The sequence below is a fragment of the Nocardioides sp. URHA0020 genome (genome assembly GCF_000620705.1).
Taxonomy (GTDB): Bacteria; Actinomycetota; Actinomycetes; order Propionibacteriales; family Nocardioidaceae; genus Nocardioides.
The window spans coordinates 329,061-355,662 of record NZ_KK211168.1 but is presented as its reverse complement, the minus strand read 5'-3'; the positions used below and the strand labels follow the sequence as shown (position 1 = coordinate 355,662).

Below are 26,602 nucleotides of genomic sequence, written 5' to 3'. Positions count from 1 at the left end.
CGACTTCCTCAGGTCGGGCGCCCGACCGCCGATCGAGACAGCAGCGAGGCACCGTCGCGGTGCCGCAACGGACATGACGAGGGGTGAGCGATGAGGGGACTGGTGCACGCACTGGGGACGGTGCTGATCGTCGCGACGGCGGCGCTGTGCGTCCTGGTGCAGGTCGACCACGTCGACACCGCGCTCACCCTGATCAGTGCCCGGGCCGAGGCCGCGCGGTAGGGGTCAGCTCAGGTCGGGGTGCGCCCGACCGGCGATGAGCGGCAGGTCCAGGTAGGTCTGGATCCCGGGGGCGGCGGCGACGACGTACGGGATCGAGTTCACGCAGTGCATGGCGGTCGCGACGACCCCCGGGTTGCGGACTAGGCCCTCCGCGACCGTCTCGGGCTGCCAGCCCTTGATCGTGACGAAGGTGTCGGGGTCGCCCTGGACCTCGATCTCGAACCGCTCACCCTCGGGACCGAACGTCCACGCGGGGGAGAGGTGCTCCTCGCCCATCAGCCAGTTCACGGCGATGCGGACCACGCAGGCCTCGCCGACGAACGCCTCCCAGACGAAGCGCTGTCCTGCGACCAGCCCCGGCTCGATCACGCCGATGGGCGTCTCGATCGCAGCGGTCGCGACGGCGACCTCCTGGGAGGTGCGGATCTCGGCGTCGGACGAGAAGCCGAGGGTGTCCAGGCACATCCGGACAGCCTGGATGAAGCCGCCCGAGAGGAGTCCGAGCATCGGGCCGCCCATCGCCTCCTCGGGCCGACCGCCGAACATCATGATGTGGCGTACGACGTCGGGCGCGTTGTAGGTGCGGATGTCGGAGAACTCCTCGCCCCGGACGAACGTCACCGCCGACGAGAGCGCCGAGAACATCAGCGGGTGGAGCTCGGTGATGCCGCCGGGGTTGATGCCGGTGCCGTGCAGGGTCGTGCCGGCCTCCGCGCAGGCGGCGGCCAGCGGGGCGCCGTCGCGCTCGCTCGGGTAGAACCAGCCGACCGGGGTGACGACGTTCTTGCCCGAGCGGAGGATGGCGGCGACCTCGTCGCGGCTGGGGATCAGCGGCGAGTAGAGGACCGCGTCGGCCTCCATCGCCAGGATCTCGTCGATGCTGCTCGTTGCGACGACGCCGATCGGGTCGATCCCGAGGATCTCACCGACGTCGCGGCCGTGCTTGGTGTCGGAGTGGACCCAGCAGCCGACGAGCTCGAGGTCCGGGTGGAGCAGGATGCCTTCGATGGCGGCCTTGCCGACGCTGCCGGTGGCCCACTGGATGACTCGCACGCGTCACTGTCGCAACTAGAACGTGTTCTTGTCTACGGTGCGACCCTACAGCGACGTCATCACGCCGACGGACTCCGGGGAGAAGTGCGGGAAGACCTTCGCCGTCGACGCTCCGAACCGCTTCGAGACGATCTCGGCCAGGACGCTGCGGTAGTCGGTCGTGACCAGGAGGTCCGCGTCCTGGCTCGTGCCGAGCCCCGGCCAGCTCCCGTAGTAGGCGCCCCCGCGGACCCCGGCACCGGCGACGAACATGACGTTGCCGTAGCCGTGGTCGAGGCCGCGGCTGGCGTTCTCGACGACCCGGCGGCCGAACTCGCTGATCGTCACCAGGGTCACCTTCGACCGCTGGTCACCCAGGTCGTCGAAGAAGGCGGCGATGGCGCCGGCGAGCTCACGGGCGTTGTTGACCATCCAGCCCTGCTCGTCGGTGCCCAGGCCCGCGTGCATGTCCCAGTCGCCGTGGTCGACGGTCATCACCTCGATGCCGACGTTGCCGCGGATGGCGCGCGCGACCTGGGCCATCGCGCGCCCGAGGTCGGTCTTGGGGTACGCCGCGCTGTTGTCGGCGGCCGCCTTCGCGGGGTCGAACTGGTCGACCGCGGCGTACGTCGCGCGCATGCCACGCGCCAGGACCGACCCGTGGTGGTCCCAGAGCGTGTGCAGCGAGCGGCGGCGCCGGCCGTCGTCGTCCTCGCCGGGGAGCCGGACCGCGTCGACCTTGCCGGCCGACATGGTCGCCGCGGGGCCGTAGAGCGACGTGGGAGTCACCCCGCCGGCCAGGTTGAAGCCTTGCAGCGGCGAGCTGCCGGGCGTGGTGCCGATCAGCCGGTTGAGCCAGCCGCTGCGCGCGGCCGAGCCGGGGTCGGCGTCCTCGACCGCCTCCATGGCCGCGAAGTGCGAGCGGTTGGGTGCGGGCAGCCCGGTGGCGTGCACGGCGGCGAGGGTGCCGGCCTCCCACAGGGGCAGCAGCGGCGCCAGCTCCGGGTGCAGCCCGAAGGTGTGGTCGCGGGCGAGCAGCCGCTCGGTGGGGACGGCGATGGTGGGTCGGGACGCCGCGTAGGCGGCGTCGCCGTGGGGCACGACGAGCGACAGCCCGTCGGCGGCGCCGCGCAGGGAGAGCACCACCAGCACCGCGGTCGCCGGCGTGGCCGCGGCGGAGGCCGACGCGGTGATCGCCGCGGAGCCGACGAACGTCGTGGCTCCGGCGAGGGCGACCGCGCCGGAGAAGAGCCCGCGCCGCGACACCGCGGCGAACTCGGCGCAGCAGGCGTCCGGCGGGGTCGGCGCGGCGGGCGAGGCAGGGGTCCGGGAGGTCATGGTCATCACCGAGTCAGGTGGGCGGGGGAGTCGAGCAGGACGGTGATCAGCCGGTACATGCCCCAGCGCACGAGGCCGTGCTCGGCTGTGATGACCTCACCGGCCCGGCACCCCGTCGCCTGCGCGCACGCCGTCAGCAGCAGGGGGGTCGCGGGCCGGTGCAGGATGCGCCGGGACAGGTCGTCGACCAGGGCGTCGAAGCGGACGCTGGGTCGCGGCAGCCACGCGGCGGGGCGGCGGTAGTGGGCGCCGTCCGTGGGCCACCAGCCGGCGGCGAGGCTCTGGTGCACGTCCATCGAGGCGATCAGGCGGGCCGGCGACGCCCAGGAGGCGTTGTCGATCGGCTGACCGTCCGGGCGCGGCCACGCGAACGGCGTGACGCCCATCCCGGCCACCTGCCACAGCATCTGGTTCGCGGCGTACCGGTCCCCGCTCGTGCCCGACGGCGGCCTGCTGATCTGCACGCCGAGGGCACGGTACGTCGCGACGAGGTCCTCGCCGGGGTCGCGGACCTTGCCGCCCGTGGACTGCCGGAAGGCGCGGGTCTCGACCAGGGCGCGCAGCACCGGCCGGACGTCGGTGTTGCTGCGCAGGTAGACGCGGGCGAGGTGGCTGACCACGGCGGGCGGCGGGTCGTCGCGGATGAACTTCACGGCGATGCGGCGCGCGATCCTGCGGGCCGTGGCGGGGTGGTGCGCCAGGTAGTGCAGGTAGTCGCGCGTGACCTGACGGCCGTCCGCGCTGGCGTTGGCGTGCTTGAACCCCATCACCGCCACCCGGCCGCGGGCGTGCCGGCCCTTGTCGTACTCGGCGGCGAAGGTGTCCCACATGTCCACGGTCCAGCCGGTCAGGATCCGGGCGGACTGCTTGACGTCCTTCTCGCCGTACGCGCCGCGGCCGACCGTGTGCAGCTCGAGCAGCTCGCGACCGAGGTTCTCGTTGGGGAACTCCTTGGTCGAGCTGACGTTGTCGAGGCTGATCAGCATGGCCGGGTGCGTGATGACGGCCTGCAGGAGGTGGTCGAAGCGGCCGAGGGCGTGGGCCCGGATGACGTTGCCGTAGTCGGCGCGCCACGTGAACTGCGCGTCACCGTTGACCGGCACGTTGAAGTGGTGCTCCCAGAGCTCGGTCATCATCTCGTGCACCTGGCGCCGCGAGTGGATGCGGCGCAGCAGCACCCACCGCTGGTAGTCGGCCATCACCTCCCAGCCGCCCTCCACGTCGGTGACCTGGCGCCTCCAGAGGTTGGCGGGCCCGCGGTCCAGGCTCGGCCACCAGCCACGGATCCGATCCGCGGTCCGGTCGGTGACCCGGGCGGGCGTGAGCTGACGCTCGAACCACGCAGCCGCTCCGCCGGCGTGGCGCACGTCGGTCGCGAGGGCGGGGGTCACGCCGTACGAGAAGCGACCGACCAGGTGCCGGTCGCGGGCGTTCAGGACGATCAAGCGGACGTCTCCCGGTGGTCCCCGGGGTCACGTGACTCTCCCGAGAAGGAGCGCGACCCGCGGCTGCAGCGCAGCCTAGGGGCTCGCGGACGGCGGCGGGCGATATCGGCAAATGTCGGCGACCACGGGGGCGCCGGTACGATGCTCTCGACCAGCCCGACACCCGTGAGGACCCGACGCCCCAGACATGGACGGCTCTCAAAGTCCCCCGCTCTCCCCACCTCGTGACAGGCCAGCTCGGCACGACGGGGGAGAGCGCGCATGACCGCCTGGCTGCTGCTGCTCGCAGCGCTGCTGCTGATCCTGGCCTGCGGCGTCTTCGTGGCAGCGGAGTTCTCGTTCGTCACCGTGGACCGCGGCAAGGTCGACCAGGCCGCCGCCGAGGGTGACACGACCGCGAAGGGCGTCCAGCAGGCGCTGCGCTCGCTGTCGACGCAGCTCTCCGGAGCGCAGGTCGGCATCACGATCACCAACCTGGCCATCGGCTACCTCGCCGAGCCGGCGATCTCCGACCTGATCGACGGGCCGCTCGAGAGCGCCGGCGTCCCGGCGGGGGCGATCACGCCGGTCGCCGTCGGCATCGGGCTCACCATCGGCACGATCCTCACGATGATCTTCGGCGAGCTGGTGCCCAAGAACCTCGCGCTCGCCAAGCCGATGGAGGTCGCTCGGGCGACCCAGCGCTTCCAGCGCACCTTCACGGCCGTGATGCGGGGACCGATCCGGGTGCTCAACGGGTCCGCCAACGCGTTCGTACGACGCCTCGGCATCGAGCCGCAGGAGGAGCTGAGGTCCGCGCGCAGCTCGACCGAGCTCGCCTCGCTCGTCCAGCGCTCCGCCGACCTCGGAACGCTCGACGTCGAGACAGCCGACCTGATGGGCCGGTCGGTCGAGTTCGGGTCCCGCACGGCCGGCGAGATCATGACGCCCCGGGTGCGGACCTCGACCCTGGACGTCAACGACCGCGGCATCGTCGTCATCGAGCGGGCGCGCGCCACCGGCCACTCCCGGTTCCCCGTCGTCGACGACGAGGAGAACGTCGTCGGCACCGTGCACGTCAAGCACGCGGTGGCGACCCCCGTGCACGAGCGGGCCACCACGAAGGTCAAGCACCTGATGGTCCGACCGATCCTGGTCCCCGACTCCCTGCGGCTCGACCCCCTGCTCGCACTGCTCCGGGCCGACGGCTTCCAGATGGCCGTGGTGATGGACGAGTACGGCGGCTTCGCCGGCGTGGTCACGCTCGAGGACGTCGTCGAGGAGATCGTCGGCGACATCTCCGACGAGCACGACCGCCTGAGCGCCAACGCGCGCCAGCAGGGCGACGGCACCTGGTCGCTGTCCGGGATGCTGCGCCCCGACGAGGTCGAGGACCTGACCGGCATCGAGCTGCCCGACCACGAGGACTACGACACCATCGCCGGGCTCGTGCTCCAGGTCCTCGGCCGCATCCCCGCGATCGGCGACCTCGCCGAGATCAGGGTCCCCGACCACAGCGACCCCGACTCGCGCCGCGAGCAGCTGGCCATCCTCACCGTCGACCGGATGGACGGCCTGCGCATCGACCGGCTGACCCTCCGTCTCCTCGACACCGCGATCGAGGTGGACCAGTGAACAGCGTGACCGCGATCGTCCTGGCGCTCTTCCTGCTGCTGGGCAATGCCTTCTTCGTCGGCGCCGAGTTCGCGCTCGTGTCGGCGCGACGCACCCAGATCGAGCCCCGCGCCGAGGCCGGGTCGCGGATGGCGCGCACCACGCTCAAGGCGATGGAGAACATCTCCCTGGTGATCGGCGTCAACCAGCTCGGGATCACGGTGTGCTCCCTGGTCCTGGGTGCCGTCGGCGAGCCGGCGGTGGCCCACCTCGTCGAGCCGCTGCTGCACGCCGCCCACGTCCCGCACGAGCTGCTCCACCCGATCTCCTTCGTGATCGCCCTGATCGTCGTCGTCTACCTGCACGTGGTGCTCGGCGAGATGATCCCCAAGAACATCGCGCTCGCCGGTCCGGACCGGGCGGCCCTCGTGCTGGGTCCGCCGATCTGGGGCATCGTCACCGTCCTGCGCCCCGTCGTCGTGGTGATCAACGCCGTCGCCGCCGTCGTGCTCCGGTTGCTCGGCGCCCGACTGCTCAACGAGGTCAGCTCGACCTACACCCGTGAGGAGGTGGCCGCGCTCGTCGAGGAGTCGCACGGCGAGGGACTGCTGGAGGCTGACGAGTACGGCCGCCTGGCCGGGGCGCTCGGGTTCACCGAGAAGACCGTGTCCGCGGTGCTGATGCCGCCGGAGTCTCTGACCACGGTGCGGCGCGGTTCGACCGTCGCCGACGTCGAGGCGGTCTGCGCGGCGACCGGCTACAGCCGGTTCCCGGTGGCGGCCGAGGACGGCGAGCTGATCGGCTACCTGCACATCAAGGACGTGCTCGAGACCGACCCCGCCCGGCGTACCCGCGAGGTCGACGACAAGTGGATCCGGCCGTTCGCGCTCGTCACCGCGGAGCGGCCGCTGCACGAGGCCCTCGAGACGCTGCAGCGGCGCGGGGCCCACATGGCCCGGGTCGTGGACGGGGACGGGGTGACGCTGGGCCTGGCCACGTTGGAGGACGTCATCGAGGAGCTGGTCGGCGAGATCCGCGACGGCTCGCACCTCGACGAGCCCGTCTGAGCCCGTCCGAGCCCGTCCGAGGGCGGCGCGAGCGGCGAGTCGAGCGGCGTGGCCGCCGGCCGCTAGGGTGTGCTCGGCAGGCACCCAGGAGAAGCGCAGGAGCACGTGGCAGACGAAGCGACGCACCATCGCGTGTGGACGCTACCCAACCTGCTGAGCATGTTGCGGCTGGCCGGCGTCCCGCTCTTCCTGTGGCTCGTGCTCGGGCCGGAGGCCGATCTGCTCGCCCTCGGCGTGCTGATGCTCTCGGGCGTCACCGACTTCCTCGACGGCTACCTCGCGCGCCGCCTCGGCCAGACGTCCGTGCTCGGCGAGATCCTCGACCCGGTCGCCGACCGCCTCTACATCCTGGCCGTCGTGATCGGTCTCGCGCTGCGCGACATCATCCCGTGGTGGGCCGCCATCTCGCTGCCGCTGCGCGACCTCTTGCTGTGGGGCCTGGTGCCGCTGCTGCGCACCCGGGGCTACAGCGCGCTGCCGGTGCACTTCCTCGGCAAGGCCGCGACCTTCAACCTGCTCTACGCGTTCCCCCTGCTGCTCCTCGGTGACGGGGAGGGCACGGTCGCCACCCTGGCCGAGGTCTTCGGCTGGGCCTTCGCGCTGTGGGGGATCGGGCTCTACTGGTGGGCCGGGCTGCTGTACGCCTGGCAGGTCCGGACGCTGCTGCGCAGCACCCCGCGTCGTCGGGTGACGCCGGATGCCTGACGCACCGACCGTGCCGGACCGCGCACGCACGCCGCTGCTGACCCTGATCACCCAGGAGTCGCTCGACGAGGACTACCAGCACGTCGCCCAGCAGCGCGCGGAGGCACGGGCACGGATGGCGCAGGGGGAGGCAGACACGCCTCCGCGTCGGCGCCACTGGGTCGCGGCCGCGGTCGTCGGCGGCTTCGGCCTGCTGATCACCGTCGCCGCCGTCCAGACCTCGGAGCAGTCGGGGGTGGCCAGCTCCAACCGCGAGTCGCTGCTGCGCCAGATCGACCAGCGGCAGCAGCAGTCCACCGCGCTGGACCGGCGGCTCATCCGGCTGCGCGAGTCCACCATCGTCCAGCAGGACGCGCTCGACCAGGCGACCGCCGCCGACACGCGGGTCAGCAACCGGATCACCCAGCTCGGCGCCACCACCGGCTTCGGCGCCGTGAGCGGACCCGGCGTGCGGATCACCGTGGACGACGCCCCGAACGGCGAGGCCGTGCGCGCCAAGGACCTCGCGCTCCTCACCAACGGGCTGTGGGAGGCCGGCGCCGAGGCCATCTCGGTCAACGGCAAGCGGCTCACCGCCCGGTCGGCGCTCTTCAACTCCGGCGACGCGATCAACCTCACCGGATCGCCGCCCCTGTCCCCGCCGTACGTCGTGGAGGCGATCGGCGACAACGACACCCTGCAGGCGGATCTCATCGACACCTCGACCGGTCTGGCGTTCAGCAACGTGGCGGAGGCCTTCGGGTTCCCCGTGAGGATGCAGAATGTCGACGACCTCTCCCTGCCGGCGGCCGCGCCACGCCAGCTGCGCCACGCCGTCAAGGGCACGGCCGAGGAGAATGCCAAGCCTGACGGGAAGAAGGAGGACGCGCCGTGATCGCCGCACTCGGGTTGTTGGTCGGCATCGTGCTCGGCGTCATCTTCCAACCGGACGTCCCGCACGGCCTGGAGCCCTACCTCCCGATCGCCGTCGTCGCCGCGCTCGACGCCGTCTTCGGCGGGTTGCGCGCCTACCTCGACGGGATCTTCGACGACAAGGTCTTCGTCGTGTCGTTCATCAGCAACGTCGTGATCGCGGCCGGCATCGTCTTCCTCGGTGACCAGCTCGGCGTCGGCGGCCAGCTGTCGACGGGCGTGATCGTCGTCCTGGGCATCCGCATCTTCTCCAACGTGGCCGCGATCAGGCGGCACATCTTCCATGCCTGACATCGACGAGCCCGAAAGCGGCCCCGACGCCGGCCCCGACACCGGGCCCGCTCCCGAGGTGTCCGCCGGCGCACAGTCGGCGGCTCCGGCGTCGCCGAGCGGTCGCGAGCGGCTGGGCCGGGCGCTGATGCGTCCGTCACGCGGCCAGGTCATCGTCGGGGTGCTGCTGGCGCTGCTGGGCTTCGCCGCGGTCACGCAGGTGCGGTTCACCAACGTCGACAACACCTACGCCAGCCTGCGCGAGCAGGACCTGATCGACCTGCTCAACGGCCTCGCCGGACAGACCCAGCGCGCCGAGTCCGAGATCTCCCGCCTCGAGCGGGCCCGCGACGACCTGCGGTCCAGCACCGGTGCCCGGGAGGCGGCGCTCGCGCAGGCCCAGCAGCAGGCCGACAACCTGGCGATCATGGCGGGACTGGTGCCGGTGACCGGTCCGGGCATCCGCGTGACGGTCACGGAGACCGACGGGGCCGTCGACGTCGACACCATGGTCGACATGATCCAGGAGCTGCGCACCGCCGGCGCCGAGGCGATCCAGGTCAACGAGAAGGTGCGCATCGTCGCGCAGACGTCCTTCGAGGACTCGGTCGGCGGCATCCGGGTGGGCGGCAAGCTGGTGACCTCGCCGTACGTGTTCGACGTCATCGGCCAGCCCGACACGCTGCACGGTGCGATCGTCTTCCCCAAGGGACCGCGCGACCAGTTCGAGGACCAGGGCGCGACGGTGGAGGTCGACGAGCTCGCCTCGCTCGACATCGAGGCCGTCACCAAGCCCGGCAAGCCTGAGTACGCACAGCCCGACCCGTCGCAGTAACCTCACGCTGAGCACCCGACCCGAGGAGATCCCGTGTACCCCGACGACCTGCAGTACACCAGCGAGCACGAGTGGGTCCGCCAGCCCGGGGAGCACGCCGGCTCGGTCCGGATCGGCATCACCGAGTACGCCCAGGACGCCCTCGGCGACATCGTCTACGTGTCCCTGCCCGAGCTCGGCGACAGCGTCGAGGCCGGCACCACCTGCGGTGAGCTGGAGTCCACGAAGTCCGTCAGCGACGTCTACGCGCCGATCACCGGCGAGGTGGTGGCCCGCAACGAGGCCCTCGACGCGACGCCCGAGCTGGTCAACACCGACCCGTACGGCGGCGGCTGGCTGTTCGAGGTCGTGCCGGCCGGTGGCGCGGAGCCGGAGGGGCTGATGGACGCGACGACGTATGAGGCCTCGCTCGCCGGCTGACCACCGCGCGCCCGCTTGATCGGGCAGGGCGGGCTGATAGGTTCGGGACAACCGTCAACCTCAACCGGCCCTTGAGGGTTTGGACCTCGAGGGTCTGCCGACCGACGAAGGAATGACCGATGCCGTTCTGCACAGCGTGTGGCACGCAGAACCCCGACGACGCGCGCTTCTGCGCCCAGTGCGGCACCCGGCTCCAGGCTGCCGCGCCCGTCGTGGAGGGTGACCCGTCAGGCGAGTCGACGGAGACGATCACGATCAACGCGGTCGACAAGGCCGAGACGTCCGACCGACAGCTCAACCCGGTGGACGAGGCCGCGGTCGACGCGCTCCCGCACGGGCACGCGCTGCTGGTCGTGCAACGCGGTCCGGGGTCCGGGAGCCGCTTCCTGCTGGACCAGGACGTCGTCGCCGCCGGGCGTCACCCGGAGAGCGAGATCTTCCTCGACGACGTGACGGTCTCGCGCCGGCACGCGGAGTTCCACCGCGAGGGCGACTCGTTCACCGTCAGCGACGTCGGCAGCCTCAACGGCACCTACGTCAACCGCGACCGCATCGACCGGGTCCGGCTCACCGACGGGGACGAGGTGCAGATCGGCAAGTTCCGGCTGGTCTTCTTCTCGGGTCACACGGACGGGTGAGCCCCCGCGAGATGGGCACGGCCAGATGAGCCCGGTCGCTGGGCCGGCGGACGGCCCGGCCCCCTCCCGGGGGCGGATGAACATCGGGGAGGTCCTCGACCGCCTCCGTCCCGACTTCCCGGGCATCACGATCCCGAAGATCCGGTTCCTCGAGGACAAGGGCCTGATCAAGCCCGAGCGCACCGCGAGCGGCTACCGCAAGTTCTCGGCCGAGGACGTCGAGCGGCTCCGCTACGTCCTGCGGATGCAGCGTGACCACTACCTGCCGCTGCGGGTGATCGGCGAGCACCTCGACGCGATCGACCGCGGCCTCGAGCCGCCGCCGATCGACCCGGTGGTCCCCACGGTGCCCCAGGTGGCCCTGGCGGCCGACGGCATGCCGAGCCCGGAGTCCTTCTTGCGCCGTGACCAGGTCCGGCTCTCACGCCGAGAGCTCCTGAAGATCGCCGAGCTCTCCGAGGAGCTCCTCGCCGAGCTGGAGCAGTACGGCCTGGTCACGCCCTCGCGCACCGGCCACTACGACACCGATGCGCTCGTGATCGCCCAGACCGCCCGCGAGCTGGCCGACTTCGGCTTCGAGCCGCGCCACCTGCGCGCGTTCAAGACCTCCGCCGACCGCGAGGTGGGGCTGGTCGAGCAGGTCGTGGCGCCGCACCAGCGCGGCCGGGACGCCGCCGCCCGCGCTCGCGCCGAGGAGACGATCAGCGAGATCGCGGCCCTCTCGGTGCGGCTGCACGCCACGCTGGTCAAGGCCGGGCTGCGCACCGTCTGATCCTCCGACCACCCCGGAGTAGGGTGAACGCGTGCGTGAAGTCGATGTCTTGGGAGTCAGGGTCGAGATGCCCTCCAACCAGCCGATCGTGCTGCTGCGAGAGGTCTCGGGGGACCGCTACCTGCCCATCTGGATCGGAGCGGTCGAGGCCACCGCGATCGCGTTCGCCCAGCAGGGCGTCGTACCGCCTCGGCCGCTGACCCACGACCTGATGAAGGACGTGCTGGAGGCGACCGGCAACGAGCTGACCGAGGTCCAGATCACCGAGGTCAAGGACGGCGTCTTCTTCGCCAACCTGGTCTTCGACTCCGGCGCCGAGGTGAGCGCGCGGCCCTCGGACTCCATCGCGCTGGCCCTGCGCACCGGCACCCGCATCGTCTGCGCCGACGAGGTGCTCGACGAGGCAGGTCTCGCCGTGCCCGCCGAGCAGGAGGACGAGGTCGAGAAGTTCCGGGAGTTCCTGGACCAGGTCACTCCCGAGGACTTCGACGCCCCTCAGGGCTAACCCTCAATCTGAGGTTGAGAGTTGCGACACGCCGCCGACGTCTTTGACGGCTCCGCGAAGCGGGCCTACCTTGAACTGTCTCTGTTGTAACTCCAACGCTGTGACGCCCGCTCCTCAGGCCGACCGGCACCTTCCCCGGAGAGTTACGATCGACGGAGTAGCCCCCGGAGGACCGCGTGAAAGAGATCGAGAAGCAGCCGGACGTCGACTCGGCGCTCGCTGCACAGGAGGCTGAGGAGCAGGGTCTGCTCTTCACCGACGACGTCTCTCCGTTGCCCAGCGACACGGGCTACCGCGGTCCGACCGCGTGCAGCGCCGCCGGGATCACCTACCGCCAGCTCGACTACTGGGCCCGCACCGGCCTGATCGAGCCCACCGTCCGCGGTGCGAAGGGCTCGGGGTCGCAGCGGCTCTACTCCTTCCAGGACATCCTCCTGCTCAAGGTCGTCAAGCGGCTGCTCGACGCCGGCATCTCGCTCCAGCAGATCCGGACGGCGGTGCTGCACCTGCGTCAGCGGGGCACCGAGGACCTGACGCGCGTCACGCTGATGAGCGACGGCGTCTCGGTCTACGAGTGCACCAACAACGAGGAGATCATCGACCTGCTGCAGGGCGGCCAGGGCGTGTTCGGCATCGCGATCGGCGGGGTCTGGCACGAGATCGAGGGCACGCTCGCCGAGCTGCCCTCCGAGCGCACCGCCGAGGTCGACGCCGCGCCCAGCGCGAGCGACGAGCTCGCCGCCCGGCGCGCGGCCCGCAAGATCAGCTGAGTCTCGACAGGCTCGACCACCGGGGCACCGGTGTGCTCGACCACCGGGGGGACCGGTGTGCTCGATCACCGGGTTGCCGGTGTGACTTTCGGCCCGTCGCCCTCGTGGCGGCGGGCCGCTGTCGTGTCCGCGCCCGGATGCCCGGTACATTGACGCTGCTGACACTCCCGCACGGGAGAGTCCCCGGTGCTCGGCGGCCGGGGCGCCGAAGGGGCAATTCCTCCCCGGAACCTCTCAGGCACCAGGACCGTGCGGGTCAGGCACTCTGAAGCACCAGCGTCGGTGCGACAGAGGGGGAGGCACCCGAACGATCTTCGAGGAGCCCCCGACATGTCAGACCACCCTTCGCGCAGCGAGATCGACGACGCGCTGTCCTTCGTCGAGCGACACATCGGCATCCGCCCCGCGGACCTCGAGATCATGCTCGGCCGGCTCGGCTTCGACTCCCTCGACGCGCTGATGGCTGCGGCCGTCCCGGGTGGGATCCGCTCGGCCGAGGCGCTCGACCTCCCCGAGGCGCTCAACGAGCAGGACGCCGCCCGCGAGCTGCGCGCGATCGCGGCCGCGAACCGCCCCGGTGAGGCGATGATCGGCCTGGGCTACCACGCGACCATCACCCCGCCGGTGATCCGCCGCAACGTGCTCGAGGACCCCAGCTGGTACACCGCGTACACGCCGTACCAGCCGGAGATCTCCCAGGGCCGGCTCGAGGCGCTGCTGAACTTCCAGACCGTGGTCGGCGACCTGACCGGGCTCCCGACCGCCAATGCGTCGTTGCTCGACGAGGGCACCGCGGCCGCCGAGGCGATGACGCTGGTGCGCCGCGCGAACAAGAAGGCCCGCGGCCCGTTCGTCGTGGACGCCGACGCCCTGCCGCAGACGATCGACGTGGTCCGCACCCGCGCCGAGGCGATGGGGATCGACGTCGTGGTCGCCGACCTCACCCACGGCCTCCCGGACGGCGAGCTCAGCGGCGTCCTGGTGCAGTACCCCGGGGCGTCGGGGCAGATCACGGACCCGCGTGCGGTCATCGCCGCGGCGCACGAGCGCGACGCACTCGCCGTGGTCGCCGCCGACCTGCTCGCCCTCACCCTCCTCGAGGCGCCCGGCGAGCTCGGCGCCGACATCGTCGTCGGCTCCAGCCAGCGGTTCGGGGTCCCGCTGTTCTACGGCGGCCCGCACGCCGGCTACATGTCGGTCGCCGCCGGCCTCGAGCGCCACCTGCCGGGCCGGCTGGTCGGGGTGTCGGTCGACGCCGAGGGCCGACCGGCGTACCGGCTCGCGCTCCAGACGCGCGAGCAGCACATCCGCCGCGACAAGGCGACGTCCAACATCTGCACCGCGCAGGTGCTGCTCGCCGTGACCGCGTCGATGTACGCCGTCTACCACGGCCCGCGCGGCCTGGCTGCGATCGCCTGGCGCACTCACGACCTCGCCGCGCGCGCGGCGGCGTCGCTGCGCGGCGCGGGCTACGACGTGCCGACCACATCCTTCTTCGACACCTTCACCGTGGTCGCCCCGGGCCGCGCGGCCGAGATCGTCGACGCTGCTCGCGACGAGGGCCTGCAGCTGCGGCTGGTGGACGCGGACACCGTGGGGCTGTCGTTCTCCGAGGTGAGCACCCCGGCGACGCTGCGGGCGCTGCACACGGCCTTCGGGGTCACCCCGGCGTCGGTCGAGCCGGTCGACGCGCTGCCCGCGGCGCTGCGTCGCACGACGGAGTACCTGACGCACGAGGTCTTCAGCGCCCACCACAGCGAGACCCAGATGCTGCGCTACCTGCGCCGGCTCTCGGCACGCGACTACGCCCTCGACCGGGGCATGATCCCGCTCGGGTCCTGCACCATGAAGCTGAACGCGACGACCGAGATGGAGCCGATCTCGCTCCCGGGCTTCGCCGACCTGCACCCCTTCGTGCCGGCCCAGGACGCGGCCGGCTACCAGCGGCTGGTCAGCGACCTCGAGGGCTGGCTGGCCGAGGTCACCGGCTACGACCGGGTCTCGATCCAGCCCAACGCCGGCTCCCAGGGCGAGTTCGCCGGACTGCTCGCGATCCGCGGCTACCACCGTGCCAACGGCGACGAGGCTCGCGACGTGTGCCTCATCCCGTCGTCGGCGCACGGCACCAACGCGGCCTCGGCCGTGATGGCCGGCATGCGTGTGGTCGTGGTGAAGTCCGGCGCCGACGGCACCGTCGACCTCGACGACCTGCGGGCCCAGTGCGAGAAGCACTCCGCCGACCTGGCCGCGATCATGGTGACCTACCCGTCGACGCACGGTGCCTACGAGGACACCATCAGCGAGCTCTGCGAGATCGTCCACGGCCACGGCGGCCAGGTCTACGTCGACGGGGCCAACCTCAACGCCCTGCTCGGCTACGCCAAGCCCGGCGAGTTCGGCGGTGACGTCTCGCACCTGAACCTGCACAAGACCTTCTGCATCCCGCACGGTGGCGGTGGCCCGGGTGTCGGTCCGGTCGCGGTGCGCGCCCACCTGGCGCCGTACCTGCCCTCGCACGCGATGCACCCGGAGCCGGCCAAGCGCGAGGGGATCGGACCGATCAGCGCCGCGCCGTACGGCTCGGCCGGCATCCTGCCGATCTCGTGGGCCTACATCCGGCTGATGGGTGCGGCCGGGCTGACCCGCGCGACCGCGGTCGCGGTGCTCTCGGCCAACTACGTCGCCGCGCGGCTCGGCGAGCACTACCCGGTGCTCTACCGCGGGCACGGCGGGCTGGTCGCCCACGAGTGCATCCTCGACCTGCGCGGGCTGACCAAGGACACCGGCGTCACCGTCGACGACGTGGCGAAGCGGCTGGTCGACTACGGCTTCCACTCGCCGACGATGTCGTTCCCGGTCGCCGGGACGCTGATGGTCGAGCCGACCGAGTCCGAGGACCTCGCCGAGATCGACCGCTTCATCGACGCGATGATCGCGATCCGCGGCGAGATCGACCGCGTCGCTGCGGGGGAGTGGACCCCCGAGACGTCGCCGCTGCGGGGCGCCCCGCACACCTCGCGGGCGCTGGTCGGCGAGTGGGACCGGTCCTACTCCCGTGATCTGGCGGTCTTCCCGACCGGCATCGACCCCGACAAGTACTGGCCGCCGGTCGCCCGCATCGACCAGGCGTACGGCGACCGCAACCTGGTCTGCGCGTGCCCTCCTCTGGAAGCCTTCGCCGAGTGAGTGACCGCGTGGCAGACCTGACGGCCCGGCGCCTGCGCGCCCGGCTGGCCCACGCCCAGTCGAGCGGGCGGCTGCCCTCGGTGGTCGCCGGGCTGGTCCGCGACGGCGGGCCGGTCTGGTTCGAGGCGTACGGCGAGCCGCCGGTGCCCGGTCACGACCCGTGCGACGTGCAGTACCGCATCGGGTCCATCACCAAGACGATGACCGCGGTGCTGGTGCTCCAGCTGGTGCGCGACGGCCGGATCGGGCTCGACGACCCGGCCTCGGTGGTGCTCGGCGACGTCGGGTACGCCGACCGCACGCTGCGCACCCTGCTGGCGCACAGCGCCGGACTCCAGTCCGAGCCCCACGGCTCGTGGTGGGAGCGCTCGGCCGGGGTGTCGTGGGAGGACCTCGTGGCGGCCAACGACGGGTCGGGCACCGCCTTCCCGGTGCACCAGGAGTTCCACTACTCCAACCTCGGCTACGCCCTGCTGGGCGAGCTGGCCGCCCGGCTGCTCGGCACCACCTGGTGGGAGGCCGTCCGGACGCGGGTCCTGGAGCCGCTGGCGATGACGCGGACGTCGTACCTGCCCGAGGGCGCGGCCGCCCCGGGCTGGTCGGTGCAGCCCTACGACTCCACGCTGGTGGCCGAGCCGGCGACCGACACCGGCGCGATGGCGCCGGCCGGTCAGGTGTGGGCGACGATCACCGACCTCGCCCGCTACGCGACCTTCCTGCTCGACGGACACCCGGACGTGCTCTCGGCCGACGAGCTCGCGCGGGCCTTCGGCCCGCAGTCGGGCAACCCGACGGACGGCCTGCGCTACGCCCACGGCCTCGGCTTCCAGCTGCTCCCCGGGGGGTCGGGCACGCTCGCCGGCCACACCGGCTCGATGCCGGGCTTCCTCGCCACGGTGCTCGTCGACCGGCAGCGGAGGGTGGGCGGTGTCGTGCTCGCCAACGCCACGGTCGGCTACTCGCCGGCCACGATCGTGACCGAGCTGCTCGAGGAGCTCGAGCGGTGCGAGCCGACGGTGGCGCTGCCCTGGGCGCCCTCGCCGGGGGTGCCGGCCGAGCTGGCCGGGGTGCCCGGGCTCTGGCACTGGGGCAACACGCCGATCGTCTTCGCCATGGAGGCCGAGGCGCTGGTGGGTCGGCGCAACGGCGTCGAGCTCTACCGCTTCTCGGTGGTCGACGGTCGGGTCGTGGGCCGCTCGGGCTACCACGCCGGTGAGGAGCTCCACGTCGTACGCCGCGCCGACGGCTCGGTCGGGCACCTCGAGGTGGCGACGTTCGTCTACACGCGCACGCCGTACGACCCGGAGGCCCCCATCCCCGGCGGCCCTCCGGGTCGGTGACCGGGGTTCGTCAGCGCCAGAGGCAGATCTGGCCTGGCTCGGTCGGCGGCGCCGCCGGTCTGGTCAGCCTGATGTGGCGGACCCGGCCGCGGTCGGCGATGCCGGGGGACGCGTCGGCACCGATCAGCGCCGTCCAGAAGACCGTGTGCCGGCGCACCCGGAAGGTCCGGGTGGCGTGCGCGCCGATCCGGGCCCGGACGTCCACCTGGCAGCCGGCCCGATCGGTCACGATCATCAGGACCCGCCGGTCGTTGTGGTTGGTCACGCGGATCCGGCCCGCTCGGCCGCGCACGGCCACGACGTCGACGGCTGCGACCGGTCGCACGACGACCGTCAGGGTCGCGGGCGCGAGACGCGTGTGGTTGCAGACGTAGTACGAGATGGTGTGGGTCCCGCGGGCCGCCGGGTCGGCGACGACGCGCAGCGTGCCGGTCGGTGCGTCGGAGAGCCCCGACCGGTCGTAGACGGACACGGGCGGATCGGGCTCCCCAGACCGGGGACGGGGCAGACGGCACACGTCGAGATCGTCCCCTCCCGGGTCGGAGTCGTTCGCGAGGACGTTGATGTCCCGGCCCTGACCGGGCCAGAGCGTCACCGTGTCGTTCACGACGACGGGGAGGTCCGAGGCGTCGTCGGCGCGAGCCGGGGACGTGCCGACCAGGGCGACGCCGAGCAGCAGCACGACCAGCCGGACGAGGACGCGGGTGGGCATGGCACTCCGTTCGTGGGCTGGCACCGGGTCGGCGCGAGCGTAGGGCAACGGGCCGGCCCGAGGGCGAGAACGGCCCGGACCCCTCGTCGCGGAGGGACGTCCGGGCCGTCGACGCCTCACATCAGTCGACGAGCGACGTCTTGGTGACGGTCAGGTCGTAGACGAACGCGTCGCTGCACGCCAGCTTCGTGGCGCGCTTGCCGTAGATGAGGGTGAGCTTCGTCCGCAGTCGCGTGTGGGTGCCGTCGGAGACGATCCGCAGCCCGGCGTCCTCGACGACCTCGTGCACCGGGGTGACGTGGGAGGTCCGGACGGCGGTGCCGCGCACGGCGACCCGGTGGTGGGCCAGGACGGCGTGCGCCCGGACCCTGCCCTTGACGACGAACCGCTTCGCGACCTGGCGCGAGACGTTGACCTCGCCGGCTCCGTCGCCCTCGCCGACCTGGATCTCGAGGAAGTTGCCGTAGGTCCGGTTCTCGTACAGGTTGGCCAGGACCGCCCGTTGGCCGAGCCGGCCGGTGCAGCCGAGCACGATGCCGCGCTCGTGGGTGACGCCGGGCTGGGACGGGTCGGGGGTCTGGGCGTGGGCCGGTGCCGTGCCCAGCCCGATGAGGGCGGAGGTCGCGGAGGCGGCCAGGACGCCCGAGATGAGCCGGGTGGTGCGCATGTCGGTGTCGCTTTCTGTGTGTGTCCGCTCGTCGGTCTGACGAACACACGGGATACGCCCGGGCCCCGCGTCCGGTTGCATCCGAGGTGGATCGGCTTCAGGTGGGGAGGGGCTACTGCGCCTGGGAGACGCTGGACATGTTGAAGTCCGGCACCCGCAGGGCGGGAGTCGCCGTCCGGGAGAAGAAGTCGTCGCCCCACTCGCGGCTGAAGCTCGGGACGGTCGCGGAGGCGTGGGTGAAGCGGTTGAGCAGGTCGACCGGGCTGTCGTTGAACCGGAAGTTGTTCACCACGCCGGTGATCTCGCCGCCCTCGACCAGGTAGACGCCGTCGCGGGTCAGCCCGGTGACGAGCAGCGACTGCGGATCGACCTCGCGGATGTACCACAGACAGGTCAGCAGCAGCCCACGCTCCGTGCCCGCCACGAGGTCCTGCTCCGTGCCGACGGCGTCGTCGACGGACAGGACGAGGTTGTCGACGGCCGGCGTGACCGCGAGACCGGTCATGGCAGCGGAGTGCCGGGTCTGGAGCAGCGAGGTCAGCGCGCCGTCGCGGATCCAGTCGGTCCGGGCGAGGGGGAGACCGTTGTCGAAGACCGAGGACTGGTTGCCGGACTGGGAGGCGACGACGAAGGGCGCCGCCTGGATCGGGTCGTACGCCGGGTCGGAGTAGAGGTTCACCCCCGGCGCCGCGATCCGCTCGCCCACCCGCGTGCCGCCGCCCCGCCGGCTGTAGACCGACTGGCCCTCGTGGGCGACCCGTGCGCCGGCGTACCAGTAGGCGTCGATCATCAGGTCGGCCACCGAGCCGGGCGGCAGGATCGTGTCGTAGCGGCCGGCGGGCAGGTCGACCCGCCGCCGCGCCCAGCCGAGCCTGCGGGCCAGCTCGGCGTCGAAGGCGAGCGGGTCGACGTCGGCGAAGTCGCGGGTCGCGCCGCCCACCCAGGCGCTGGTCGACAGGTCGGTGGGCTTGCCGGTGCAGCCGTAGTGGCCGGTGGGCTGCACGTGGCGCAGCCGCAGGCCGGTGGTCGAGCCGAGGTAGGTGGTCGTCATCTCGTGGTTGACGAAGCCGTAGAGCACCCGGTCCTCCGAGGCGGCGCGGCCGAACGCCTCACCCAGCGCCGGCGCCAGCGCGTCGTACACGTGGATGTCGGTGGGCACCGACGGCTCGGCCCAGTCCGGAGACACGGCGTCGCGCACGAGGTCGGCGGCGTCCTCGGCGGGCGAGGCGGCACGGGCGGCCGCGTCGGCGGCCTGCACGAGCGCGGTGACACCTGCCTGGTCGGTCGCGGTGCCGGTGACCGAGCCCGTCGCCACCCCCGCGGCCGTGTGGACGAACGAGATCACGGTGACGCCGACGCCGTGCATGACGCCGTTGGTGGTCAGGGTGTTGTTGGCCCAGCGCAGGTTGGCGCTGGTCTTGTCGTGGACGATGACGATGCAGTCGTCGGCGATCGACGTCGCCAGCGCGTGCTCGACGAAGGACTGCGGGCTCAGCGCGGCTCCTGGGGTAGCCATCAGTTGCCTCCCTCGGCGACGGTGTTGAGGATCCGAACGTCCCGGAAGAGCGAGGTCGGGCAGCCGTGGCTGACCGCTGCGACCTGGCCCGGCTGGGCCTTGCCGCAGTTGAACGCACCGCCCAGGACCCAGGTGTCGGGACCGCCGACAGCCTCCATCGAGCGCCAGAAGTCGGTGGTGGTGGCCTGGTAGGCCGCGTCGCGGACCTGGCCGGTCAGCTCGCCGTCGGTGATCGTGTAGAACCGCTGGCCGGTGAACTGGAAGTTGAAGCGCTGCATGTCGATCGACCACGACTTGTCGCCGACGACGTACAGGCCACGCTCGACCCGGCCGATCAGCTCCTCGGTGCTCGGCCCGTCCGGCGCCGGCTGCAGCGACACGTTGGCCATCCGCTGGATGGGGATGTGCCCGGAGGAGTCGGCGTACGCGCACCCGTTGGAGCGGCCCGCGTTGAGCTCGGGGTGCATCGCGCCCATGGACCGGTCGAGCTGGTAGCCGGTGAACAGTCCGTCCCTGACGATGTCCCAGCTCTGGGTGGCGACGCCCTCGTCGTCGTACCCGACCGTGGAGAGGCCGTGCTCGACGGTCCGGTCGCCAGTGACGTTCATGACGGGGGAGCCGTACTGCAGCGTGTTGAGCTGGTCGAGGGTCGCGAACGACGTGCCGGCGTAGTTGGCCTCGTAGCCCAGCGCCCGGTCCAGCTCGGTCGCGTGGCCGATCGACTCGTGGATGGTCAGCCACAGGTTGGAGGGGTGGATCACCAGGTCGTAGGTGCCCGCCTCGACGCTGGGTGCCGCAAGCTTCTCGGCCAGGAGGTCCGGGACCTGCTCGATCTCGCCGTCCCAGTCCCAGCTCTGGGGACCGCCGGTCAGGTACTCCCAGCCGCGGCCCACCGGCGGGGCGATGCTCGCCATCGAGTCGAACGTGTCCGCGCCGGAGCCCATCGCCTCGAAGCCCGGCTGGAGCCGGACCCGCTGCTGGGTGGTGCGGGTGCCGCTGAGGTCGGCGTAGTACTTGTTCTCGTGCACCTGCAGCAGGTACGCCGAGGCGTGGTCGACCGCCGCGCCGGTGCGCAGCCGGTTGGTCCAGTCGATGAGCACCGCCGCCTTCTCGGCCACCGACACCTCGAAGGGGTCGATCTCGTAGGCGGAGACCCACTCGACGTCGTCGTACGTCGGCTCCGCGGCCAGCTCGACCGGCGTCGTGGTCATCTCGGCCGCGACGCGGGCGACGGCCACCGCGGTCTCGGCGACGCGGACCGCCTCCTCGGCGGTCAGCACCACGCCAGACGCGAAGCCCCACGCGCCTGCGTGGAGCACCCGCACGGCGAAGCCGAGGTCCTCGGTGTCGCCGGCCCCCTGCAGCGCGCCGTCGCGGGCGGTCAGCTCCTGGTAGCGCACCCGCTCGAAGCGGAAGTCCGCGTGGCTGGCGCCGAGCTCGGCGGCCCGGGCCAGCGCGGCCTCGCCGAGGCTGCGGTAGGGGAGTGAGGTGAACGTCGGATCAAGCACGCGGGCGCCCATGCGTCGAACCTATCGGACGGGGTACTGGGCGGGCATGACCGACAACGCAGACCAGAAGAAGCTCGTCGACCTGATGGACGACATGCCGATCGCGATGCTGACGACGTACGGCGCCGAGGGCCCGCGCAGCGTGCCGATGGCTCGCCAGGAGGTCGAGCCCTCCGCCGAGATGTGGTTCATCTCGGCGCGCGACACCGCCCACACCCGCGCGGTCCAGCAGAACCCGGTCGTGTCCCTGACCTTCTCGGCACGCGACTCCTGGGTCGCGGTCACCGGTACGGCGGCCGTGGTCGACGACGACGCGAAGCTCAAGGAGCTGTGGAACACCTTCGCCGAGGCCTGGCTGCCCGGCGGACCCGAGGACCCGAACGCCGTGCTGATCAAGGTCGACGTCGAGCGGGGCGAGTACTGGGACACCCCCGGCGGCAAGGTCGCGTCGCTGATCAGCTTCGCCAAGACCAAGCTGACCGGAGACACCTACGACGCCGAGCACGGTCAGGTCGACGTCTGAGCCTCAGGCGCGAGCCCGGACCGCCCAGGCCGAGCCGCTGATGCCGAACGGCGCGGGCAGCAGCCGCTCGGCACACCGGGTACGGAGCGCCTGGCGGCCGGCCTCGTCGAGGCCGGCGATGTAGGCGCCGAGCGGCCCGATGCCGTAGGTGTAGGGCTCCCACCACTCGTCGAAGGTCGCGAACGGCACCTCGACGCTCAGCAGCGTCGCCCGGGCGTCGCTCAGGCCGGCCTCCGCGACGAGCTGCTGGAGGTGTCCCTCGCGCGCGCCGGCCAGGCCGGACTCGTCGACGACATCCGGGTCCAGCTCGCGGGCAGCGTCCCAGCACAGGCTCAGCGGGCTGCCGCCGCCGTCGTGGTCCCACACGCACGCGGCGACGACGCCACCGGGGCGGGTCACCCGCGCCATCTCCCGGAGACCGACGACCGGGTCGCTCATGAAGTGCACGACGAGCTGGGCCAGGGCGGCGTCGTAGGAGTCGTCGGGGTACGGCAGGTCCTCGGCGGCGGCCGCCCGCACGTCGACCTCCGGCATCCGGGCCGTGAGTGAGGCGACGAACGGCGGCGAGGGGTCGACGGCGGAGACCGCGTCCGGCCCCAGCCTGCGGACGAGCTCGGTGGTCAGCGCGCCCGGCCCGGAGCCCACGTCGAGGACCCGCTGGCCGGCCTCGACGCCGGCGAAGTCGGCGAACGCCACGCCCAACGGCACGGAGAACCGGCCCATGAAGCGGGCGTAGGCGTCGGGCGGGACGTGGAACGTCACCCAGGCAACCTAGCGGCTCACGGCCACCGTCGAGCCCACGCGTGACTTGGCGACCAGCAGCTGGGTGGGGATCCGGTCGCGCATCTCGGCGACGTGGCTGACCACGCCGACGACCCGGCCACCGTCGCGCAGGGAGTCGAGCGTGTCCATGACGTCGTCCAGGGTGTCGGCGTCGAGAGCACCGAAGCCCTCGTCGACGAAGAGCGTGTCGAGGTCCGCGCCCCCGGCCTCCTGGGTGACGACGTCGGCCAGGCCCAGCGCCAGCGCGAGGGAGACCACGAAGGTCTCGCCGCCGGAGAGGGTCGCCGGGTCGCGCGCCTCGCCGGACCAGTCGTCGCGCACCAGCAGGCTCAGGCCACCGCGGGTCTCGCCGGCACCGCGACGCCCCGTGTGCTCGAGCGTGTAGCGCCGGTCGCTCATGCCGCCCAGCCGCTCGTTGGCGGCCGCCACGACCTGGGCGAGGCGATAGGCCAGGACGTACGCCGAGAGCCGCATCTGCAGCCGGTTGTCACCGGACTTCCCCTCGACGAACGACGCCAGCCGGGTGACCACCTCGAGCTCGTCGTGCAGCGGCCGCCAGGCGGCGACGGCCCGGTCGAGGTCGGCGGTGAGGCGGGCGAGGCGCTCGGCCCGCCGGGCCCACGCGGCCTCCTGGACGTGCGCGTCGCGGAGTCCGCGTGCGGCCGCCTGGTGGGCGGTCGCGAGGGCGGCGACATCGGGCAGCGGCCCGGCAGCCACGTCTGCGCCGGGCTCCTCGAGCACCGCGGCCACCGCCGCGAGCCTGCGGTCGTGGTCGGCCAGGGTGCGGGCGAGGGCGTCGTACGTGCGCCGGTCGAGCGCCGCCTGCGCCGCCTGGTCGGCGTCGTCGAAGCCTGCCTCGGCCACCGCGGCGGCCAGGGTCTGCTCGGCGTCGGCGAGCGTGGTCTCGGCCGCCGTCAGCCCGTCGAGGGCGGCGAGCCCGGCCCGGGCGGCGTGCTCGTGCTGTGCGTGGGTCGTCAGCAGGCTGTCGTCGTGCCCGGCGAGCTCGGCCTCGAGCGTGGTCGCCTCGGTCGCGAGCGCGGCCAGCGAGGCGTCGACGGCCCCGGCCTCGGTGGCGATCTCGGCGGGGACCACGTCGACCCTGCCCTCGGCGGCGAGCAGCTCGGCGGCCAGCGTGCGCAGCTCCACGTCGCGCAGGTGCTCGGTCGCCGCCGCGTCGTCCGCGGTCTTCTGGGCGGCGCGCTCGGTGGCCTCGTCGGGAGCGCCGTCATCGGCCGCCGCCTTGTGCGGGTGCTCGCAGGAGCCACAGACCGGGCACGAGCCGCCGACGGCCAGGCCGCCCGCCATCTCGGCGGCCATGCCGAGCAGGCGCGCCTCCCGCACGTCGAGCGCGCGCGTGCGGGCCTGGATCGTGGTCTCGCGCGCCACGTCGTAGGCCGCCCGGGCGGACGTGACGCTCGCCGCGAGGGTCGACACGAGCACCCGGGCGTCGGCCAGCGCGCGCTCCGCCGCCGTCTCCAGGCGGGCTCGCCGGGTCAGCAGGCCGGCCTCCTGCGTGCGCAGCGCCGCCAGGCGGTCGACCCGCGGTTGCAGCGCACGCGCGCGGGCCGCGCCGTCGACGGCCTCCTGCAGGTGCACCTCGAGCACCGCTCGGTCGTCGACCTCGAGACGCGAGACGACCGTCTGCGCGGCCGAGCGGGCACGACGGGCCCGGACGGCCACCTGGTGGAGCGGGACGACGGCGCTGGCGCGACGCGCCGCGTCGAGCCGGCGTACGCCGTCGGCGTGGTCCTCGGCCGCCGCGTCGAGCCGGCGCTGCTCGGCGACCGCGGCGTCGAGGCGCACCCGGCGCTCGTGCAGCGCCCGACCGGCCTCGAGCGAGCCGCGCAGCGTCGCCTCCAGCTCGGCCGCCTCCGCGGCGGCGGCAGCGGTCTCGGCACAGCTCTCGGCGGCGGCGGCGCGCAACGCGCCCGCCCAGGCCTCCGGAGCGACGTCCTCGGGCGCCACCACACCCGTGGTCTCGCTGACCCGGCTCACCAGGTCGCTGACGGTCTCGCGCGCGGTGTCGGCGCGCCGTCTCAGGTCGAGCCGCCGGTCGCGCAGCCACCGCTCGACGTCCTCGAACCGGCCAGTGCGGAAGAGCTGCTGGAGCAGCCGGTGCCGCTCGTCGGAGCGCGCTCGCAGGAACGCCTGGAACCGGCCCTGCGGCAGCATCGCGACCTGGGTGAACTGGGCGACGTTCATCCCGAGCAGGCGCGAGATCAGGTGGCCGCTCTCGTCGAGCCGCGTCGACTGGGTCACCCAGGCGCCGCTGACGCGCTCGGCGATCGTCACCGACGCCTGCTCGGTGGTCGTGCCCTCACCACGCTTCTTGGCGCGCTCCCACGACGGTGAGCGGGTGATCCGGAAGCGCCGACCTCCGAGCGTCGCCTCCAGCACGACCTGAGGTCGCACGCCCGGCGCGGCCAGGTCGGAGCGCAGCCGCTTGGCGGTGTTGCGGTCGCCGGGCACGTCGCCGTACAGGGCGAAGCAGACCGCGTCGAGCACGCTGGTCTTGCCGGCCCCGGTCGGGCCCGACAGCAGGAAGAGACCGGCCGCGGACAGCTCGTCGAAGTCCACGTCGACGGTGCCGGCGAACGGGCCGAAGGCCGTGGCCCGCAGGTGGTGGAGCCTCACCAGAGACCCTCCGTGCCGGCGGCCGACACCAGGACGTCGACCTCCGGGTCCTCGCAGCACGCCTCGGTCGCCGCCTGCAGCAGGGCCGCCTCGTCGGCCGTGGCCGGCGCACCGCGCAGCTCGGCGACGAAGTCAAGGGCGATGTCGTGGTCGGAGCGGCCCTGCGGCCGCGCCAGAGGTACGGCGTGCGAGGTGCCCCCGGTCGGCTCGAAGCCGATGACGAGCGTGTGCGGGAACCTCGTGCGCAGCTGCTCCATCGCCTGCAACGGGCGGACGTCGTCGGTGAGGGTCGCCTGCACCCAGGCGTCGCGGTGCCGGGCGTGCCGGGGGTCCGCGAGCAGCTCGGCGAGCGTGCCGCGGAGCCGGGCGAGGGGACGCGGCACCGGCGCCTCGACGAACTCGGCGGCGCTCAGGCCGTCGGCGCCGAGCTCGACCAGCCAGGAGCCCTTGAGCTGGTCGGCCTCGGAGAACGAGTAGGCCAGCGGCGAGCCGGAGTAGCGCACGGCGTGGGTGAGCGTGTGCCGGCCGTGCAGGTGGCCGAGCGCGGTGTAGTCGACGCCGGAGAAGGTGCTCGTGGGCACCAGCGAGACGCCACCGACGCTGATGTCGCGCTCGGACTCGCTCGGCTCGGCGCCGGCCACGAAGGCGTGCGCCAGCACCACGGACCGTCGGCGCCGTCCGCCACCTCCGGCGAGGTCGGCCCGGACCCGGCGCATCGCCGCACCGAGCGCCGCCTCGTGCGACCTGGCCGGCAGGCCCCAGGGCTCGCGGACCGAGTCGGGGTCCAGGTAGGGGATCCCGTAGACGGCGACCTCGCCGTGCTCGTCACCGAGCAGCACTGGGGTGCCGACGGTGGCCGCGTCGGTGCGGATGAAGACCCCGGCGGCGTCGATCAGCCGCGAGCTGAACCCCAGCCGCTGGGCCGAGTCGTGGTTGCCGCTCGTGAGCACGACCTGCGCCCGCGACGCGGCGAGCCGGGCGAGCGTCTCGTCGGCGAGCCGGACCGCGTCGACCTGGGGCAGCGCCCGGTCGTAGATGTCGCCGGCGACGACCACGAGGTCGACCCGCTCCTGCTCCACGACCGCCAGCAGGTGGTCGACGTACGCCGCCTGGTGCGTGAGCATCCCCTCACGGTGGAACGACCGGCCCAGGTGCCAGTCGGAGGTGTGCAGGATGCGCATGCCGCCACGGTAGAAGGTGGCACCGACA

25 protein-coding genes and 1 riboswitch are annotated in these 26,602 nt (G+C 72.6%); of the genes, 15 read left to right on the top strand and 10 right to left on the bottom strand.

Annotated features, from left to right (window positions below; translation table 11 throughout):
- Positions 1 to 90 precede the first annotated feature (90 nt).
- Positions 91 to 222 carry a hypothetical protein gene (locus N542_RS28290; protein WP_269319772.1) on the top strand — a complete coding sequence of 44 codons (132 nt, stop codon included), beginning with the start codon at positions 91 to 93 and terminating at the stop codon, positions 220 to 222.
- A gap of 3 nt (positions 223 to 225) precedes the next feature.
- Here N542_RS28290 and N542_RS0113405 read toward each other — a convergent pair whose 3' ends face one another.
- Genes N542_RS0113405 through N542_RS24820 form a run of 3 tightly spaced genes read right to left on the bottom strand, consistent with a single transcriptional unit; the run spans position 226 to position 4,037 of the window.
- On the bottom strand, positions 226 to 1,275 hold the full coding sequence (locus N542_RS0113405) for an NAD(P)H-dependent amine dehydrogenase family protein (protein WP_028644355.1): 1,050 nt from the start codon (positions 1,273 to 1,275) through the stop codon (positions 226 to 228).
- Positions 1,276 to 1,320: 45 nt separating this feature from the next.
- Positions 1,321 to 2,592, bottom strand: a complete 1,272-nt coding sequence (locus N542_RS0113400; RefSeq protein WP_028644354.1) for a DUF1501 domain-containing protein — start codon at positions 2,590 to 2,592, stop codon at positions 1,321 to 1,323.
- 5 nt (positions 2,593 to 2,597) lie between these two features.
- Complete coding sequence (locus tag N542_RS24820) at positions 2,598 to 4,037, bottom strand: DUF1800 domain-containing protein (protein WP_051551743.1); 1,440 nt, start codon at positions 4,035 to 4,037, stop codon at positions 2,598 to 2,600.
- A gap of 261 nt (positions 4,038 to 4,298) precedes the next feature.
- Here N542_RS24820 and N542_RS0113390 point away from each other — a divergent pair, with 261 nt between their 5' ends.
- The 13 genes from N542_RS0113390 (at position 4,299) to N542_RS0113330 (ending at position 17,050) form a co-directional block, all read left to right on the top strand.
- Positions 4,299 to 5,651, top strand: coding sequence for a hemolysin family protein (locus N542_RS0113390; RefSeq protein WP_028644353.1), 1,353 nt, complete (start codon positions 4,299 to 4,301; stop codon positions 5,649 to 5,651).
- Positions 5,648 to 6,697 (top strand): hemolysin family protein, encoded by a 1,050-nt coding sequence (locus tag N542_RS0113385; RefSeq protein WP_028644352.1) that lies wholly within the window; start codon positions 5,648 to 5,650, stop codon positions 6,695 to 6,697. The genes N542_RS0113390 and N542_RS0113385 overlap by 4 nt, the downstream gene beginning before the upstream one ends.
- Positions 6,698 to 6,766: 69 nt before the next feature.
- Positions 6,767 to 7,402 carry a CDP-alcohol phosphatidyltransferase family protein gene (locus N542_RS0113380; RefSeq protein WP_442937462.1) on the top strand — a complete coding sequence of 212 codons (636 nt, stop codon included), beginning with the start codon at positions 6,767 to 6,769 and terminating at the stop codon, positions 7,400 to 7,402.
- The gene (locus tag N542_RS0113375) at positions 7,395 to 8,276 is read left to right on the top strand and encodes a DUF881 domain-containing protein (protein ID WP_028644350.1); all 882 of its coding nucleotides are present in this window, start codon (positions 7,395 to 7,397) and stop codon (positions 8,274 to 8,276) included. Before N542_RS0113380 ends, N542_RS0113375 begins: the two co-directional genes overlap by 8 nt.
- The gene (locus N542_RS0113370; RefSeq protein ID WP_028644349.1) at positions 8,273 to 8,605 is read left to right on the top strand and encodes a small basic family protein; all 333 of its coding nucleotides are present in this window, start codon (positions 8,273 to 8,275) and stop codon (positions 8,603 to 8,605) included. The genes N542_RS0113375 and N542_RS0113370 overlap by 4 nt, the downstream gene beginning before the upstream one ends.
- Positions 8,598 to 9,419 (top strand): DUF881 domain-containing protein, encoded by an 822-nt coding sequence (locus tag N542_RS0113365; protein WP_081795187.1) that lies wholly within the window; start codon positions 8,598 to 8,600, stop codon positions 9,417 to 9,419. The genes N542_RS0113370 and N542_RS0113365 overlap by 8 nt, the downstream gene beginning before the upstream one ends.
- 33 nt (positions 9,420 to 9,452) lie before the next feature.
- Positions 9,453 to 9,839: a glycine cleavage system protein GcvH gene (gene gcvH / locus N542_RS0113360; protein ID WP_028644347.1), complete on the top strand. Its 387-nt coding sequence runs from the start codon at positions 9,453 to 9,455 to the stop codon at positions 9,837 to 9,839.
- A gap of 119 nt (positions 9,840 to 9,958) precedes the next feature.
- Complete coding sequence (locus tag N542_RS0113355; RefSeq protein ID WP_028644346.1) at positions 9,959 to 10,477, top strand: FHA domain-containing protein; 519 nt, start codon at positions 9,959 to 9,961, stop codon at positions 10,475 to 10,477.
- 25 nt (positions 10,478 to 10,502) lie between these two features.
- Positions 10,503 to 11,249, top strand: a complete 747-nt coding sequence (ftsR, locus tag N542_RS0113350) for a transcriptional regulator FtsR (RefSeq protein WP_081795186.1) — start codon at positions 10,503 to 10,505, stop codon at positions 11,247 to 11,249.
- A gap of 31 nt (positions 11,250 to 11,280) precedes the next feature.
- Positions 11,281 to 11,754 carry a bifunctional nuclease family protein gene (locus N542_RS0113345; RefSeq protein ID WP_081795185.1) on the top strand — a complete coding sequence of 158 codons (474 nt, stop codon included), beginning with the start codon at positions 11,281 to 11,283 and terminating at the stop codon, positions 11,752 to 11,754.
- Between the two features lie 176 nt (positions 11,755 to 11,930).
- Complete coding sequence (locus N542_RS0113340; RefSeq protein ID WP_028644343.1) at positions 11,931 to 12,524, top strand: MerR family transcriptional regulator; 594 nt, start codon at positions 11,931 to 11,933, stop codon at positions 12,522 to 12,524.
- Positions 12,525 to 12,686: 162 nt separating this feature from the next.
- Positions 12,687 to 12,784, top strand: a riboswitch (glycine riboswitch).
- A 70-nt stretch (positions 12,785 to 12,854) separates the two neighbouring features.
- Positions 12,855 to 15,710, top strand: coding sequence for an aminomethyl-transferring glycine dehydrogenase (gcvP, locus tag N542_RS0113335; protein WP_028644342.1), 2,856 nt, complete (start codon positions 12,855 to 12,857; stop codon positions 15,708 to 15,710).
- An 8-nt stretch (positions 15,711 to 15,718) separates the two neighbouring features.
- Positions 15,719 to 17,050, top strand: coding sequence for a serine hydrolase domain-containing protein (locus N542_RS0113330; protein WP_081795218.1), 1,332 nt, complete (start codon positions 15,719 to 15,721; stop codon positions 17,048 to 17,050).
- Between the two features lie 10 nt (positions 17,051 to 17,060).
- Here N542_RS0113330 and N542_RS0113325 read toward each other — a convergent pair whose 3' ends face one another.
- From N542_RS0113325 to N542_RS0113310, 4 genes are all read right to left on the bottom strand, one after another.
- Positions 17,061 to 17,762, bottom strand: coding sequence for an Ig-like domain-containing protein (locus N542_RS0113325; RefSeq protein ID WP_028644340.1), 702 nt, complete (start codon positions 17,760 to 17,762; stop codon positions 17,061 to 17,063).
- 121 nt (positions 17,763 to 17,883) lie between these two features.
- Positions 17,884 to 18,429 carry a hypothetical protein gene (locus N542_RS0113320; protein WP_028644339.1) on the bottom strand — a complete coding sequence of 182 codons (546 nt, stop codon included), beginning with the start codon at positions 18,427 to 18,429 and terminating at the stop codon, positions 17,884 to 17,886.
- Between the two features lie 112 nt (positions 18,430 to 18,541).
- Positions 18,542 to 19,945, bottom strand: a complete 1,404-nt coding sequence (locus N542_RS0113315) for a metallopeptidase TldD-related protein (protein ID WP_028644338.1) — start codon at positions 19,943 to 19,945, stop codon at positions 18,542 to 18,544.
- On the bottom strand, positions 19,945 to 21,465 hold the full coding sequence (locus N542_RS0113310) for a TldD/PmbA family protein (RefSeq protein ID WP_028644337.1): 1,521 nt from the start codon (positions 21,463 to 21,465) through the stop codon (positions 19,945 to 19,947). Before N542_RS0113310 ends, N542_RS0113315 begins: the two co-directional genes overlap by 1 nt.
- Positions 21,466 to 21,499: 34 nt before the next feature.
- On the opposite strand from N542_RS0113310, the gene N542_RS0113305 reads away from it, so the two are divergent.
- The gene (locus N542_RS0113305) at positions 21,500 to 21,976 is read left to right on the top strand and encodes a pyridoxamine 5'-phosphate oxidase family protein (RefSeq protein ID WP_028644336.1); all 477 of its coding nucleotides are present in this window, start codon (positions 21,500 to 21,502) and stop codon (positions 21,974 to 21,976) included.
- 3 nt (positions 21,977 to 21,979) lie between these two features.
- Here N542_RS0113305 and N542_RS0113300 read toward each other — a convergent pair whose 3' ends face one another.
- From N542_RS0113300 to N542_RS0113290, 3 genes are read right to left on the bottom strand one after another with little or no spacing between them, the layout of a single operon-like run.
- Positions 21,980 to 22,738: a class I SAM-dependent methyltransferase gene (locus tag N542_RS0113300; protein WP_028644335.1), complete on the bottom strand. Its 759-nt coding sequence runs from the start codon at positions 22,736 to 22,738 to the stop codon at positions 21,980 to 21,982.
- A gap of 9 nt (positions 22,739 to 22,747) precedes the next feature.
- Positions 22,748 to 25,393 (bottom strand): AAA family ATPase, encoded by a 2,646-nt coding sequence (locus N542_RS0113295; protein WP_028644334.1) that lies wholly within the window; start codon positions 25,391 to 25,393, stop codon positions 22,748 to 22,750.
- Positions 25,390 to 26,574, bottom strand: a complete 1,185-nt coding sequence (locus N542_RS0113290; RefSeq protein ID WP_028644333.1) for an exonuclease SbcCD subunit D — start codon at positions 26,572 to 26,574, stop codon at positions 25,390 to 25,392. The genes N542_RS0113295 and N542_RS0113290 overlap by 4 nt, the downstream gene beginning before the upstream one ends.
- Between the last annotated feature and the right edge of the window lie 28 nt (positions 26,575 to 26,602).

Excerpts from the sequence above, each read along its gene's own strand:
- N542_RS0113355 (WP_028644346.1), top strand. The coding sequence starts at position 9,959 with ATGCCGTTCTGCACAGCGTGTGGCACGCAGAACCCCGACGACGCGCGC.
- N542_RS0113375 (WP_028644350.1), top strand. The coding sequence starts at position 7,395 with ATGCCTGACGCACCGACCGTGCCGGACCGCGCACGCACGCCGCTGCTG.
- N542_RS0113400 (WP_028644354.1), bottom strand. The coding sequence starts at position 2,592 with ATGACCTCCCGGACCCCTGCCTCGCCCGCCGCGCCGACCCCGCCGGAC.
- N542_RS0113320 (WP_028644339.1), bottom strand. The coding sequence starts at position 18,429 with ATGCGCACCACCCGGCTCATCTCGGGCGTCCTGGCCGCCTCCGCGACC.
- ftsR (WP_081795186.1), top strand. The coding sequence starts at position 10,503 with ATGAGCCCGGTCGCTGGGCCGGCGGACGGCCCGGCCCCCTCCCGGGGG.
- N542_RS0113290 (WP_028644333.1), bottom strand. The coding sequence starts at position 26,574 with ATGCGCATCCTGCACACCTCCGACTGGCACCTGGGCCGGTCGTTCCAC.
- N542_RS0113310 (WP_028644337.1), bottom strand. The coding sequence starts at position 21,465 with ATGGGCGCCCGCGTGCTTGATCCGACGTTCACCTCACTCCCCTACCGC.
- N542_RS0113390 (WP_028644353.1), top strand. The coding sequence starts at position 4,299 with ATGACCGCCTGGCTGCTGCTGCTCGCAGCGCTGCTGCTGATCCTGGCC.
- N542_RS0113325 (WP_028644340.1), bottom strand. The coding sequence starts at position 17,762 with ATGCCCACCCGCGTCCTCGTCCGGCTGGTCGTGCTGCTGCTCGGCGTC.
- N542_RS0113315 (WP_028644338.1), bottom strand. The coding sequence starts at position 19,945 with ATGGCTACCCCAGGAGCCGCGCTGAGCCCGCAGTCCTTCGTCGAGCAC.
- gcvP (WP_028644342.1), top strand. The coding sequence starts at position 12,855 with ATGTCAGACCACCCTTCGCGCAGCGAGATCGACGACGCGCTGTCCTTC.
- N542_RS0113365 (WP_081795187.1), top strand. The coding sequence starts at position 8,598 with ATGCCTGACATCGACGAGCCCGAAAGCGGCCCCGACGCCGGCCCCGAC.
- N542_RS28290 (WP_269319772.1), top strand. The coding sequence starts at position 91 with ATGAGGGGACTGGTGCACGCACTGGGGACGGTGCTGATCGTCGCGACG.
- N542_RS0113305 (WP_028644336.1), top strand. The coding sequence starts at position 21,500 with ATGACCGACAACGCAGACCAGAAGAAGCTCGTCGACCTGATGGACGAC.